Annotated in this window: 12 protein-coding genes; 7 read left to right on the top strand and 5 right to left on the bottom strand. The window is 60.6% G+C overall.

What is annotated here, in order from left to right; translation table 11 throughout:
* The first annotated feature begins 44 nt into the window (after positions 1-44).
* Complete coding sequence (locus ABTV87_RS14030; protein WP_221535450.1) at positions 45-959, top strand: LysR family transcriptional regulator; 915 nt, start codon at positions 45-47, stop codon at positions 957-959.
* On the opposite strand, the gene ABTV87_RS14025 is transcribed toward ABTV87_RS14030, so the two are convergent.
* Positions 960-1,214, bottom strand: coding sequence for a hypothetical protein (locus ABTV87_RS14025; RefSeq protein WP_007957535.1), 255 nt, complete (start codon positions 1,212-1,214; stop codon positions 960-962). It lies immediately after the preceding gene.
* Between the two features lie 153 nt (positions 1,215-1,367).
* Between ABTV87_RS14025 and ABTV87_RS14020 the strand changes: the two genes are divergently transcribed.
* Positions 1,368-1,685, top strand: a complete 318-nt coding sequence (locus tag ABTV87_RS14020; protein ID WP_007957537.1) for a DUF883 family protein — start codon at positions 1,368-1,370, stop codon at positions 1,683-1,685.
* A gap of 55 nt (positions 1,686-1,740) precedes the next feature.
* Here ABTV87_RS14020 and ABTV87_RS14015 read toward each other — a convergent pair whose 3' ends face one another.
* Positions 1,741-2,772 (bottom strand): Ldh family oxidoreductase, encoded by a 1,032-nt coding sequence (locus ABTV87_RS14015; protein WP_258713534.1) that lies wholly within the window; start codon positions 2,770-2,772, stop codon positions 1,741-1,743.
* Between the two features lie 191 nt (positions 2,773-2,963).
* On the opposite strand from ABTV87_RS14015, the gene ABTV87_RS14010 reads away from it, so the two are divergent.
* Positions 2,964-7,787 carry a dermonecrotic toxin domain-containing protein gene (locus tag ABTV87_RS14010; RefSeq protein ID WP_433899793.1) on the top strand — a complete coding sequence of 1,608 codons (4,824 nt, stop codon included), beginning with the start codon at positions 2,964-2,966 and terminating at the stop codon, positions 7,785-7,787.
* Between the two features lie 57 nt (positions 7,788-7,844).
* Here ABTV87_RS14010 and ABTV87_RS14005 read toward each other — a convergent pair whose 3' ends face one another.
* Positions 7,845-8,114, bottom strand: a complete 270-nt coding sequence (locus ABTV87_RS14005; protein WP_085603990.1) for a PepSY domain-containing protein — start codon at positions 8,112-8,114, stop codon at positions 7,845-7,847.
* 154 nt (positions 8,115-8,268) lie between these two features.
* Here ABTV87_RS14005 and ABTV87_RS14000 point away from each other — a divergent pair, with 154 nt between their 5' ends.
* Entirely contained in the window at positions 8,269-9,270 is a 1,002-nt protein-coding gene (locus tag ABTV87_RS14000; RefSeq protein WP_007957546.1) for a FecR family protein, read from the top strand.
* A gap of 62 nt (positions 9,271-9,332) precedes the next feature.
* Here ABTV87_RS14000 and pvdQ read toward each other — a convergent pair whose 3' ends face one another.
* Positions 9,333-11,669, bottom strand: coding sequence for a bifunctional acylase PvdQ (pvdQ, locus tag ABTV87_RS13995; RefSeq protein ID WP_433899792.1), 2,337 nt, complete (start codon positions 11,667-11,669; stop codon positions 9,333-9,335).
* 294 nt (positions 11,670-11,963) lie between these two features.
* On the opposite strand from pvdQ, the gene ABTV87_RS13990 reads away from it, so the two are divergent.
* Positions 11,964-12,341, top strand: a complete 378-nt coding sequence (locus ABTV87_RS13990) for a fe2+ zn2+ uptake regulation protein (protein ID WP_045121840.1) — start codon at positions 11,964-11,966, stop codon at positions 12,339-12,341.
* A gap of 18 nt (positions 12,342-12,359) precedes the next feature.
* Here ABTV87_RS13990 and ABTV87_RS13985 read toward each other — a convergent pair whose 3' ends face one another.
* Positions 12,360-12,548 carry a hypothetical protein gene (locus tag ABTV87_RS13985; protein WP_007957552.1) on the bottom strand — a complete coding sequence of 63 codons (189 nt, stop codon included), beginning with the start codon at positions 12,546-12,548 and terminating at the stop codon, positions 12,360-12,362.
* Positions 12,549-12,690: 142 nt separating this feature from the next.
* Between ABTV87_RS13985 and ABTV87_RS13980 the strand changes: the two genes are divergently transcribed.
* A complete protein-coding gene (locus ABTV87_RS13980) occupies positions 12,691-12,843 on the top strand; it encodes a hypothetical protein (protein ID WP_375748081.1) in 153 nt (50 codons plus the stop codon).
* Between the two features lie 261 nt (positions 12,844-13,104).
* A complete protein-coding gene (locus tag ABTV87_RS13975) occupies positions 13,105-14,352 on the top strand; it encodes an MFS transporter (protein ID WP_433899791.1) in 1,248 nt (415 codons plus the stop codon).
* Positions 14,353-14,367: the final 15 nt, after the last annotated feature.

The raw sequence follows: 14,367 nt of genomic DNA, 5'->3' as shown, positions 1-14,367 counted from the left end.
GCGCCACGGGATCATGAATAAAGACCGATCCACTGCTGAATGATATGAGCCAGATGAATATCGCAACCGTCGACCTCAACCTGCTGAAAGTCTTCGAAGCCCTGCATGAAGAGTCCAGCGCCAGCCGCGCGGCGTTGCGCCTGGGCGTGACCCAGTCGGCGGTCAGCGCGGCCTTGCGGCGGTTGCGCGAGGTGTATGGCGATCAATTGTTCGTGCGCACCGGCCGGGGTCTGGCGCCGACGCTCAAGGCCAACCAGTTGAAACCGGTTGTCAGCGATGCGCTCAACAAATGCCGGCAAAGCCTGGCCATGGTCGACCCGACCGCCCATCACTACGAAGGACGCTCGGTCACCGTGGGCCTTTCTGACGATTTCGAGATCGCTTACGGCCGGCGGCTGATCGAGGAAATCGCCCGCCGCGCGCCGAAACTGCGGCTGATCTTCCGCCAGACCCACAGCCAGATCGTCGCCCGGGCGCTGATGGAGCGCAGCATCGACCTGGCGATCACCGCCGGCGGGTTCGCCGAGCGGCTGCTCAGCCGTCAGGTGCTGGGTGAAGGGGGTTACGCGTGTCTGGTGGATCCGGCGAGCCTGGCGCCGGGCCAGCAACAGATCGATCTGGAGGAATTCGTCACCCGCGAGCACCTTCTGGTGTCGTCGGGCGGTTTTATCGGGATTACCGATGAAGGGCTGGCGGCGCTGGGCCGCAGTCGCCGGGTCTGTGCCTCGACTACGCATTTCGCGGCGTTGCCGCATTTGCTCAAGGGCAGCGATGCGGTGGCGACCATTCCGACCCACGCGGCGCAGGCCATTGCTTCAATGAGCGGGCTGGCACTGCTGCCCTGCCCGCTGGCGCTGCCGCGTTACCCGATCGAACTGGGCTGGCGCACCAGTACCCAGATCGATCCGGTGGTACTGACGGTGCGCGAAGCGATTGGCGCCAGTTTCAGGGCCGAGTGATTACTTGTTGGCCGCCATCAGGCGATTGACTTCACTGCGCACCATGTTGGCGAACTCCGGCGGCGACATGCCGTCCAGTTCGGCGCGCACGAATTCGGCCCACTTGCCCTTGCGCTTGGAGCGCTCGCCGAACAACCGCGCGGCTTCGCCCTTGGCTTTGCCCAGATTGTTCTGCCAGAGTTCGAACAGTCGGGATTTTTCATCTTCCAGCGCGGCGCGCTCTGCGAGGGATTTGTCGGCCAGATTGAAACTCATCGGGAATTACCTGCTGCATGAAATGGCGACATCTTACACGCTGGACGGAAACCTCTGACGTTGGTTTTTGCTCCGGATGGAAAATCGCTGCAACTTTTCAAGTCGCGCCACACTCCATTGTTCACTGTCCATTCACCTGCAAGGAGTCACCCAATGGCCCGGAAAACCGCCGTTCAAGCCGCCGAAGACCAAATCAAGGACCAGGCCTTCAGCGAACTTCAGGCGCTGATCGAAGAGTCGGAAAAACTGCTCAAGAGCAGTGCCTCGCTGGTCGGCGAGGAAGCGGAGACCCTGCGCGGGCAAATCGCCCAGAAACTGCAGCAGGCGCTGGATTCGGTCACCAGCGTGCGTGACCGCACCAAACCGGCGGTGGACGCCACCGAGAGCTACATTGGCGGACACCCGTGGCAGACCGTGGCGATTTCCGCCGGTTTCGGTCTGGTGGTCGGATTGCTGCTCGGTCGCCGCTGAGCGCGAACAAAAAAGGCGAGCCCTCGGGCTCGCCTTTTTCATGTCCGGCAAACACTCATTCGCCGGCCAGTTCACGCAGCTGCGACAGGGTCTGTTGATCCAGTTCGATGCCCCTGGCCAATGATTTTGCCCGCTGCAAATGCCGCCGGTCACCCGGCAAACGCTTGAGTCCAACCCCGTGCATCTGCCGCACGAGTTCCTGACTGCGTTCGGCGAAGCTTTGCCCGGCGGTCTTGCTCGGGTCGATCACGATCAGCAGTTGGCCAGTCCACGGGGTCTTGGCCCCCGGATGGTTCTTCCAGTCGAACTCGAACGAGAAGTTGCCGCCGGTCAGCGCGGCGGCCAGCAGCTCGACCATCATCGACAGCGCCGAGCCTTTGTGTCCGCCAAACGGCAGCAATGCACCGCCTTCCAGAATCGCTTTCGGGTCGCAGGTCGGCTGGCCAAGGCTGTCGACGCCCATGCCTGCCGGCAGTTTCTCGCCCTTGCGTGCGGCGATTTGCACGTCGCCATGGGCGATGGCGCTGGTGGCCAGGTCGAACACGATCGGCGCACCGTCAGCCCGGGGTGCGGCGAAGGCGATCGGGTTGGTGCCGAACAATGGCCGGTCGGCACCGTGGGGTACCACGCAGGTCATGCTGTTGACCACGCTCAACGCCACCAGACCCTCATCCGCGAAAGGCTCGACGTCCGGCCACAGCGCGGCGAAGTGATGGGAATTACGGATCGCCAACACCGCGATCCCGGCACTGCGGGCCTTTTCCACCAGCAGTGCACGCGCCGCCGCCAGCGCAGGTTGAGCAAAACCGTTGCCGGCATCGACGCTGACGAATCCTGACGCCACGTCCTCGACTTTCGGCACAGCCTGGCCGTTGACCCAGCCGCTGTTGAGCGTCGAGACATAACCGGGGATCCGGAATACGCCGTGACTGTGCGCACCGTCCCGCTCGGCATTGGCGCAATTGGCGGCCAGCGTTCGGGCGACTTCGGCCGAGGTGCCGTGACGGGTGAAAATCGTTTCCAGCAATTGAGTCAGCTCGTCCAGCGAGACCGTGGACGAGACCGCATGATCGTGTGGCGCAGACATCTGAAGCTCCAGAGTAATTATTGGAGGGAACAACAGCGAACGAACAACCCGCCAGAGGATTAACCATGGCCGGCCGGTGGCCTGTCAACCCCGCAATATTTATCTACCACCTTCGCCAGCGTCACCCGCCCTAGCCTTGCGTCTCGACCCACCGGCGCCTGCGCGCATGCGCCCCTCATCGAGACTCGATCATGTCAGCCCCCATCAAACCCTTGTTGTTCCCCGAAGTCTTCGACTCCCCCGGACTATGGACCGAACTGGGCAAGACCCACGGTCTGTCCGAACACGAATTCAGATGGCTCGTCCACGCCAGGCTGTCCTCCCACAACTTGCGCAGCCAGCAGACCCCGGCCATGCGCGCCGAGCGGGTACTGCTTAACGTTGGCAGTGAAATCCCGGTGCCGCTTCCGGGCGCGTTTGTTCTCAGCCAGACACCCGTCAATCAGGCCCATATCCTTTACACCGCCTTCGACGGCATCAAGAAATACGCTGACCGCGCCGACTTGAAGCAACAGTTCGAGCAAAGCCTGAACGACGCCGACGACCAGACCTCGCTGTTTGCGCTCCTGTCGTTGCCACAACGTAAACGGCTGCTCGACGCGGAAAAGATTTCCGTGTCGTTCACACTGATCGAAGGTGATGTATTCGATGAGACCACCGAGGCGATCAAACAGAGCCAGTTGTTGAATGCGCAGGCAATGCGTACGGAGCTGGAGAAACTGCCGACGCTGACGCACCTGCTGGAAAACATTCTCGACGAATTGCTCAAGCCCCACTTCGGCAGCTTGCAGCAGAGCCGAACCCGCGTCGGCTTCTACACCCTGGACGGCGCCACCGGCTCCGACCGTGCGGCGCCCGACAGGCATTGGCTCGAATCCATGAGCCTGAGCGACGCAGTGCTGTTGTATTACCGCCACCAGCAATGGCCGACCGCTGCATTGCGTGAGTTCACCCACCCCGACAGAACGGCCACTCAGGATGACCAACTGCAATGGGAAGACGCCGTCAAAAGTGCTGCCGGCAAGCTGTCGGCGCTGTTGTTTCAACATCTGGAACGCTATTGGGATGCGCCCTCCAGCGACGGCTCGTCGCGTCGGACGTTTTTTGCCGAAGTACTCGAGGATCAGGCGCGCGCCGAATGGATGATCAAACGCGAAACCGGCATTCTCGATGCACCGCAATTCAACGCACTGCACCAGTTGATACGGCCCCGCAACGACGGCTCCATTCGTCCATTGACCGAAACCGTGCGTCTCTGGGAACGTGAAGCCAACTACGTCGAACTGGCGGGTTCGCTGATGATTAGCGGCACCCACGCCTTCCTTTACACGCCGGTGCAGGGCCTGCAGGTACTCACCGACTACAGCGATCTGAAACAGACGCTGCTGAGCAAGTTCATGGCCAAGGGGCATGAAGACGAACTCTACAGCCTGCTCAGCCTGGACGAGCGCAATCGCTTCATTGGCTTCGATCAGCCGCAGGTGTCGGGAGAGCGGGTCCTTGGAGAGGTCTTCAAGATCCTCTTTGAATCCATCATCACCAAGCAACGGCAAAACATCGAGTACGCCTTGCAGGTGTTTCGCCACAGCGATGGCGCGGTGAATCTGCACGCCCTGTTCGACAAGAGCCTGGACATTCGCTCGATGATTCATGCGCGTCTGCTCGAGTTCGACAGCGCTGGACGCTGGAGCACGCAACCGGTGTTGTCGGGCAATCAACAGCCGTCCCTGGTCCTGGCGGACAAGGCGCGTGCCGCGATCAAGACGTTCAGCAGCGTTGAAGCTTCGCTCGGCGAATTACTCAAGACGCAACCGATGGCAACCCTGGAAGTCCAGCGACCGTTTCTCGAAAACCTCAAGTCAAACCTGGGCCATGCCTGGTTTCTCGGGGTGACCGGCGAAGCCCGGCTGCGAGCATTGAACGGTACGCTGCAAGCGTCGGCGCGGGCGATCGTCGATGCCGTGGTCAACCCCGACCAGCCTACCCGCGCACTGCGCCGGGCGCTGGAGGGTTTTCGTCCGGATGCCTATGGGCTCACCCTGCAGTCTGCCGGCCAGCAAAACCTGCTGCCGCTCGCCCATTGCCTGCTGATGACCGAGCGTGGCGGCCTCGACGCCCGGCACTCCGGTCGCGCGGTACTGTGGACACCCGCGCTCGGGCTTGAAGTATTCAACACCGTCGCGGTTGCCCGGCAAAGGCTCGAGCAACGCCTGCTGCATAACGTGCAACGCCTGTCATTGCTGGAGAACATTCTGCCTGCACAGTTTCAGCTGCATCAGCGCTATTCCCTGGGGGCGTTTCAGTTCATCGAACACAACGTGCTGCACAACCGCATGCAATCGGCCATCGAGCATTTTCTCGGGCGCTGCGAGCAGGTGCGCAGCCGCGTCAAGGATCCCGCCCGGCGCAGCAAGACGCTGACAGCGTTGAGTGAGCCGGCTTTTCACACCAACCTGAAACTGGCCACGGCCCATGCCCGGGCAATCGCTGCACAGCAGACCTACCCGGCCTGGCTCGGCATGGCGGCGGTTGCGGAGCAGAAACTGCACGTCGAACTAATGGAGCAATGGCGCCAGAGCGTCGTCGACGACAAGGACTACCTGACAGGTGTGCCGACACTAGTGACCCATGTCGAACAAACCCTGAAATCACTGCTCGACAGCCGCTTCCCCGATAGCCGGATCAATCCTCGCCACATCCGGATATCACCCAATCTGGCCCTGGCCGGCCCTGCGCGCAACCTGGTCGAGTTTGCCCTCAATCACATCAACATCGCCCAAGGCACCGGTTTCAAAGTCACGTCGATCAACGCCAGCGCCTTGCCCAAAGGGCTGGATCAGAGCGCCGTCAGGCAACTGCTGCTGTCGCTCGAAATTCCCAACCGCTACAGCGAAAAAGTCATTCAGGCACTGGCGACGACTACGGTTGCCGGGCTCGCCCGGCAGCAGATTTTCTTCCGTCAGTTGCCCTGGCAATTGCTGCAGCATGCTCACGCGCTGAAACTGCAGCAGCATTTGTCCGAAACCGCGTTCAGTTACATTCGGCAGGCGCTGGACATGCCGGATGCCATCGCCCGTGCCGCCGTCGCCGGCACACACGCCATGGTGTGTCCACTGTCACTGGTCAAGACCGCCGGGGCTACTGCCGTCGAGGCATGCGGACTGTATGTGTTGGCACCCGGCACCGCCCACAAGGGGCCAGTGCTGCTCTATACCCCGTTTGCCGAGCAGGCATTTCACGAATTCTTCGACGAGAAAGCCCTGATTGCCGCTCTGAATACTCCGGGTTTTCTGCAAAACCTGTTGCTTCGCCGTTTACCGCAGACGCAGCGAGCGACCTTCCGCAGCCTGCTTGCCAGCAGCCTGGGACAGACCAGCGAAATGACGCTGGACTACCGCCCGATTGGCGGCAACCTGCTGGAACGTCTGTATCAGGACAATCTCGAGCTGTTGAAGCAGATGCTCGCTTCGCAGCGCGACAGCGACGGGCAATCCGACTGGGAAAACGCCAAAGTCCTGTTCAGTGATGACATCCGACAGGTCGCGGACGTGTTGCAAGGCAAACTCGCCTATGGGCGCTTTCTCTGGCAAGCCTACGATGACTTCAAGGATTCGGCCGAGGCCCTGCAGAATCATCATTGGAAGAAGGCGCTGAAGTCGTTTATCGATGGCGCAGAGCAAATGGTCACCGTCGGCCTTTTGCCTGAAATGTCCGCCGAAAGCGCAGTTGTCACCGACGTCGGTGAACAGGCAACCGAAGCCGGTGCGCAGAAGCTCGAAAAGGTGGTTGCGCCGAGCCTGGACGAAATTGAACTGACCTCGCCACAACGCACACTGCTGCAGCCTTTCGAAGCAACCGACGTAGCGCTCAAGGACCTCACCTTCAGTGCGACCCAGGGCGTGTACCAGAAGACATCCAACAACCGCAGCTATGCCGCGGTGGACGGCAAGGTGTACCGGGTCGTCAAAAACGGCTCGGACTGGCAATTGGCAAAGGGTGAAGAGCGCGGCCCGTCACTGCGCAAGACCGACTCACGGATGGTGCGGATCACGCCGGGCCAGACTGTTCATTACGGCAAAGCCTTTTCCCGAATGCTCGAGCACAGCAAATACACTCGGATTCGTCGCACGATGCTCAACATAGAAGCCCACGGTATGGAAGAAATCACCCGGCGCTACCCTGAAAAAGCCCGGGTGTTGGGGCGTGCAGTGGGACTGGCCCGGGATTATGCGTTCAACTGCCTGCATAACCTGGCCATCCTGGACATCAACGTTGTGCCCGGCGGACGGGTCAACCGGTTTCTCATGGAGTTCTTTGATGTCCCGAAAGTCACAACGCAGATCCTGTCCAGGATCAAGACCGCGATCCTGCCGATCTGCAATGCGTTGGTAGACCCGACGGACGATCTGCTCAACACCGACCGCTTCATCGTCGGCTCCACCAGGTGGTTTCACGACGTGATCGCGTTTGTCCTCGATGGCGACCAGCAGAACAAGGTCCATTTCACCCAGCACTTTTTTGACCAGGACCTGGGGGACTACGTGCCCGTCACTGCGCCTGGATTTGATATCGACGGCCACGCACAAGCCGAAACCCTGATCCACGAACTCGCCCATCAACTGAGCAACGCCTGGGATATCGCAACCGTACGCGGGCGAGAGCCTTTCTGTGACCTGATTTCGTCCGTGACACCCGACGGCGCCAAGCTGCTCCAGGAGTTGCAGGACGAACGAAGAATGGCGCTTTCACTGGCCACTCCCCGGGCGCAATTGTTTGCGGAATGGAACCCGGAGCGCGCGGTCTGGATTGACTTTGACAGAATTCCCGAAAAAGAGGCCACGGCCGCGGAGATATTCAGGCAAACGCACAGCACCACCATGAACGGGGCGCGCAATGCGTTCATGGATCAACAAACATCGGATGCCCGCGTCGGTGTCATCTTGCACAACGCCGATTCGATCGCGCTGCTGATCTGCGAAGTGGGCCGGCAGCTGGAAGTTGCATCGTCCCCTTGATCCACACAAAAAATGCGCAGGCTCGATACCTGCGCATTCCGTTCAACCGCGTTGAATTCAATCCTTCCGGTCACGAAGGACATTGCCCGATGCGCCGTCGATACGGAATTCGTACACCACGCCATCAGCCTTGCGCCCTTCCCCTTTCCAATAGCCGTTGTTGTCGGCCTCGATCTCGTAGACCTCGACATAACCGGCCTTGGTCTTGACGATCTCGATGGCTTTTTCGATGGTGATCCATCCAGCGCCCGGGCGGTCGGCCAGCGCCGCACCGGCACTCAGGAGACTGGCGGTTGCGACGAAAGCGGCCAAGGTTCTTTTGATCATTTTTTCACTCCATTTATGATTAATGTTCGCGGGACGTCCTGTTTTTTGGGGCGTCTGAGGGAAAAAAAGTTCCAAGTTTGATGGGTAAATGCCATGACGGTTGTTCTCGACACCTCCCCCCCAAGGTTAGAATGCGGGAAATCAGGATGAGTCAATGACCCAGAACACCCTCTCGGAAGCCGAATACGATGCGATCACCGATGCCGCCGCGCATTGGTGCATGCGTCTGCACGCCGTCGACTGCACCGCCGAAGAGCGGCTGGCGTTCGAACAATGGCGCGATGCACACCCGCTTCACGCGTTCGAGTATGAGGCGATGCTGGAAATCTGGGACGTGGCTGAACACTTGCCGCGCCCGGAACCCGCACCGGTTGTGCCGATTCGCCAACCCGTCAGCTCATGGCGCCAGTACGCCGTTGCGGCGTCTGTCTGCGCACTGGCCTTGCCACTGGCGGCCTGGACCGGCTGGAACCTCGGCTGGCTGCCCAACAGCTATCAGCATTTCGCGGCCACCGATAACGTCCGCCATGTCACCCTGGGTGACGGCAGTCAGGTCGAGCTGAACCTCAACACCGAGCTGACCTACAGCAACTTCAAGGACGAACGCCGCGTCACCCTGAAAAAAGGCGAGGCGTTCTTTGAAGTCAGCCACGACCTGAGCCACCCGTTCATTGTCAGGGCCGCCGAAGGCAGGATTCGCGTCACCGGCACCCGCTTCAACGTCTGGATGTATGAGGATCAGGTGAAGGTCAACCTGATCGAGGGTTCCGTGCTGGTCACCAGCAATTCCCGACTGGCCGGTGACGGCTTGCGTCTGGGGCCCTCGATGCAGGCGCGCTACAAGCACGGCGACGACATGCCGCAAATCAGCCAGACCTACGCCAACGACAACTCGCTGGCCTGGCGCAGCGGCAAACTGGTGCTCGACAACCTGTCGCTGAACGAAGCGTTGCCGCAGATCAACCGTTACCTGGACAAACCGCTGATGCTCGCCGACAACTCGACTGGCTCGATCCGGGTCGGCGGGATCTACAACATCAAGGAATTGAACAGCTTCGCCAGTTCCCTGCCCAAAGTCTTGCCGGTGTTCCTGACCCGCAACAAGGACGGCAACCCGGTCATCAATCCGATGCCGCAGCAACCGGTAAAAAACTGAAGGCCGTTCCCGTGAGGGAGCGGCCTTCTGCTTTGGCACTTGTCAGCGATGTTTACCGGTGATTACTGCGCCGCGACTTTCCCCGCCTTTTCCAGATCATCGTGCACGGTTTGCACCTGATACTGCGGATCAGCCTTGATCTGCTGCTCGGTGAACGGCAACACGCTCCACTGTTTCTTCGAGAACGCCTCGGTCTGGTCGCGGGAATACTTCGACGCCGGATCGCTGGACAGCGAGAACGCCAGCAGGCCCTGGGCATGCGGCCCCTTGTCGTCGAACGTGACGACTTGCAGATAACTGGTGCCGCTGACCACCTCCAGCTTGCCGTCTTCACGGGGCACGCTCTGGATCGCGTTGTAAATGCCCAGCGTCCCCGGGCCACCGTGGATCGGCGTTTGCTGGCCGCCACTGCTGACCACCTGCACATCGCCCCAACGGGTTTTCTCGGTCAGGCCCATTTTGGTGGCGGACTCGGCCGACGCCAGCATGGCCTCGCGCAATGCCTTGGCCACTTCCGGCTTTTCAATGGCCAGCCCGCGTGGTGTGTGTTGCGCATCCTTCGGATCGAAGGCCACACGCCAGGCCTGCGGCGATTCCTGCATCGCTTGCATGATGGTCTGGAAATGCACCAGCCCGACGCCCGATTCCAGATTCGCCCGGCCGTCCCACGCCTTCAGGCTGCTGCACACCGATTTCAACGCTGCATCAGGCTGGGAAGCACAGAACTTCAACAGATCCGGCAACACCTGCGTTGCCAGGAACACCTGATCGTCCATCACCATGTGTTGCAGGTCCTGCACCGATACCGGGCCTTTTTTGCTCAGGGTCGCCAGACGATCCAGCGCAAAGCGCGAGCGAAGGCCCAGCGGCTGGCCGTCCTGACTGATCAGCGGCGAGAAGCCGGTCAGCGGTTGCGCCGGGTTGGCCAGCCATGCCGAGTCGTTGGAGTGCTGGACGAAGTCCTTGCGCAACAGCTGCGGCAGTTGGTTAGACGCGTAGATGCCCTTTTGCGCAGCTTGCGGGTCAATGTCCCAGGCGCAGGCGCTGTTGGAACCGTCGAGCACGATCATTTTCAGACCGGCGCGCGGGTCGCTGCACTTGGTCAGTTTGTCGACGCTGACGTTCGGCACCACCGACAGGTTCATGTACAGCGTCTGGCCCTTGTCATCTACCGCCAGGGTGTTGACCCACGGGATGCCCTGAATGGTGTGCACCGAATCCTGCAGATCCTTGAGATTGCCGGCGCGGTTCATGGCGTACCACTGCTTCAGCACCCGGTCGTTGTCGAGGTTGGCATCGCGCAAGCTGTAAGCGTACTGGTTGTTCCAGTCGAGCTTGCCGGGCCACTGCACGATCGGGCCGAACTGCGAACTGTAGACATCCCGCTGGACCGGTACGACCTGACCGTCCGCCTGTTTGACCTGCACCGCGACCGTCTGCTTGCTCATCGGCAACGACTGGCCGTCGAGCAGGTAACGGGTCGAATCCTTCGGATCGAGTTGCAGGCGATACAGGGTGAAATGCTTGGACGAGTCGACGGTGTGGGTCCAGGCCAGGTGCTGGTTGAAGCCGATGTTGATCATCGGCAGGCCCGGCAGCGCCGCGCCCATCACATCGAGTTTGCCCGGAATGGTCAGGTGCATCTGATAGAAGCGCATGCCGCCGACCCACGGAAAATGCGGGTTGGCCAGCAGCATCCCACGGCCATTGAACGAACGCTCGCTGCCCACCGCTACCGCGTTGCTGCCACGGTCCAGGGCGAAGCGCTGCTGGCGCGTGTCCGCCAGTTGGTAAGCCCGCGCATCGTTTTCAATCTGCGCAGTGGCCTGCGGCGGAGTAGCACCCGCCAGCGCTTCGGTGAACTGACCGACACCGCCCTCGACCAGCAGGCGACGGGTCAGCTTTACCAGGTCTTCGGCGGCGATATCGCGCACCCATTCACCCTGGCACTGTTGCGGCAGTCCCTGCTGGCGACGTTCGGCCAGGTAACGGTTGTAGCCGGCGGCATAACCTTCCACCAGATCACGCACTTCGACCGGCTGAGCCTGCCAGAAAGCGTTCACTGCCTGCGGCGTGTTGAGCCACTGGAAGAACACGTCGCTGACGCGGTTCTCGCGCTCTTCGACTGTCAGTTGCTCCGGCCCGAAGTACCGCGACCGCTCGCCGTTGACCGTCACGATCTCGTTGGCCAGCAGGCACAGGTTGTCCTGCGCATAGGCATAACCGATGCCGAATCCGAGACCGCGTTCGTTCTCCGCACGGATGTGCGGTACGCCAAAGCCTGTGCGACGGATATCCGCGCCGGTCTGAACGGACGGGCTGAACGCCTGCGCCGACAGACTCAGCCCGAGAAACAGGCCGGCAAGGGTCAGTCCGGTGAATTGCCTGGAAATAGTCACGCTCGCTCCTGATCGAAATGCCGTAGAGCGAACCGCCCGCCACCGTGAACACGTCGGGCCCGGCTCGCTCTGAAATCACCCACGCGTCACGCGCAATGAGCCTGTCCAGAAAACGAAGCCGCGGAAAAAAAATTTAGTCGGTCACACAGCCCTCTCGCACCGTAATCACGGGGAAAAGACAAAACCACGACAAATTTTCTACATTTTTCGCTTCATGATTTGTCGAGCTGAAACGTCTTGTTTAGAGAGAGCACAAAAAACCTTTCCTGATCAGGCTCTGAAAGGAGTAATCGCATGTACAACCCACCCCTACCATCGGAAGGTAGCCAGACCCCACAAGGAGCGCCCATGGGTTCGCACGTCGACGTATTCGGGCAACGGATCGAGCGTCACGGCAATGAGCGCATCCGTTTGCTGCTTAAAAGCTTCGGCCTGCGCACCAGCCTGATTCGCCTCAAAGTCATCGACACCCTGCTGGTCGCCGCCGAGGACGACCGTCGTCTGGGTGTGCGTGGCGTGCATAGCCAACTGCTGGATCTGGACATTCCGTTGTCCTTCCTCAGCGTTCGTGAAGTGTTGAAGCGTCTGTGTGCCGAAGGCGTTATCACGTTCAACGACGACAAGAGCTACAGCCTCCATCCCCAGGCTGCCGCGGTGCTCAACAACGATTGAAGCACCCGGCAGACGCCGTCAGGGCTTGACCTTGCGGCGCATCACGCCGTTGATCACCACGACCACCACCGCCACACCGATGGCGATGTACTGGAACGTTTGCTCGCTAAGCTTGCCGGCGTTTTGCAGCCAGGACAGGCCGAGCATGATCAGCAGTACGGCGACGGCGATCAGAATCGAATATATCAAGCGTTGCTTATGGGTCATTACAGGTTCCTGAACCGTTGGAATGTATCGGGTTTGTATCGGCGTTGATGCCATGCGCATACCGTTTGACGGGGATGCGCCGCGGTAAACGGGGTCTCATGTTACAGCCGATGAAGAGCTTTGGCTTCAAACGGCGTTAACCATGAGGATCCTTGAAATGCTGCGTCGAATCACCTGGCTGATTCCTGTACTTGCACTGCTCACCCTGAGCGGCTGCATCATCTTTCCCCACGGCGGCTGGCATGGCGATCATCGCCACTATGGGCCTGGCCCGGGCTACTACTACCATCGTTAAGTCATTTCGCCGGAAGGATGCCAGCGTCCAACCATTCAAATGCAACAACGGATTTAAGCGTCAGGAAAAATGCCCACAGGAATGTGGGCTTTTTTTATGGCTCGGCCATCAATGCCGTAGGGCGTTTCACCTTTGCAAGCAAGAAAGTCTCCCTTTGCAACATCACGCATAACCGCGTCATAGACCGTCACACCAATGGCGTAGGAACAATCCCTGCTCATCCCTACCCTTTGCGCTCCCTCTCGACGACCGTGAAAGCGCATGCAAAGAACTCTCATCCCCCTCCCCCCACTCCAGGCACTCGGCTTCTGTCTGGCCATCACCCTGTTCGAATGGTTGACCTACATGGCCAGCGACATGGTCATGCCGGCCATGCTGACCGTCACCCGGGATCTCGAAGCCGAGGCCGCTCACATCCCCAACGCATTCAATCTGTATCTGATCGGCGGTGTCTGCCTGCAATGGCTGATCGGGCCGCTGTCCGATCGGTTCGGCCGGCGCCCGTTGCTGCTGGGCGGTTGCGCACTGTTCGGCGTGACCTGCGCGGCGGCTGTCGCCACGCCCGGCATCGAAGTGTTCAACGCCCTGCGCCTGTTGCAAGGCATGGGCCTGGGGTTCGTCGTGGCGGTCAGTTACCCCGCGCTTCAGGAAGTCTTCTGCGAGGCCGATGCGGTGCGCCTGATGGCGTTACTAGGTAATGTCGCGCTGCTTTCGCCCCTGCTCGGCCCGCTGCTCGGCAGTCTGCTGCTGGAATGGCTGAGCTGGCGCGAGCTGTTCCTCGGTCTGGGTCTGATCGCGACACTGACCTGGCTCGGACTGTATGCCTGCATGCCGGAGACGATCGGCGTTGTCCGCCACGATGGAGGTCGACAAGCGCCGATCCCTTTCTCGTTTCGCCAGATCAGTAGCCGCTACCTTGCATTGCTGCGCAATCACCGGTTTGTCGGCACCTGCCTGGCCCTGGGTCTGATGAGCCTGCCACTGATTGCCTGGATCGGACTGGCGCCGCTTCTTCTTGTCCAGTTGCTGGGCCTGACCACGCGCGAATATGCGCTGTGGCAGATTCCGGTGTTTTCGGCGGTCATCGTCGGCAATCTGATCCTCGACCGACTGCTGGCGTCGCGGGATCTGCCGCAATTGATTCGCCTGGCGCTCTGGCCGTTCTGCCTGGGTTTGCTGACCTTGATCGCCACCGCGGTGACCAGCCTTTCGCTTGCCGGATTGATGACCGGCCTTGGGCTGTATGCCGTGGGGCTGGGCATGAGCAACGCCGCTTTGTACCGACTGGCACTGTTTTCCAGCAATGACAGCAAAGGTCTGGTGTCTGCCGCGATCGGCATGATTTCGATTGCCGTGATGGGTGTCGGTGGTTCGTTGATCGCAGCGATCGGCGGCGGCACCCGTCTTGAATCCTTCGCTATTTGGGCGGCGCTGGGCGGCCTGCTCAGCCTGCCCCTGCTGTACCGGTTTCTGCCACACGTCCCGGCAGACACTGCTTCTTCAACATAACGACAAGGACGCCTG

The organism is Pseudomonas sp. PSE1(2024) (assembly GCF_050990555.1).
Lineage (GTDB): Bacteria > Pseudomonadota > Gammaproteobacteria > Pseudomonadales > Pseudomonadaceae > Aquipseudomonas > Aquipseudomonas aphyarum.
The sequence above is the reverse complement of the archived record's forward strand: the minus strand, read 5'-3'. Positions and strand labels throughout refer to the sequence as shown.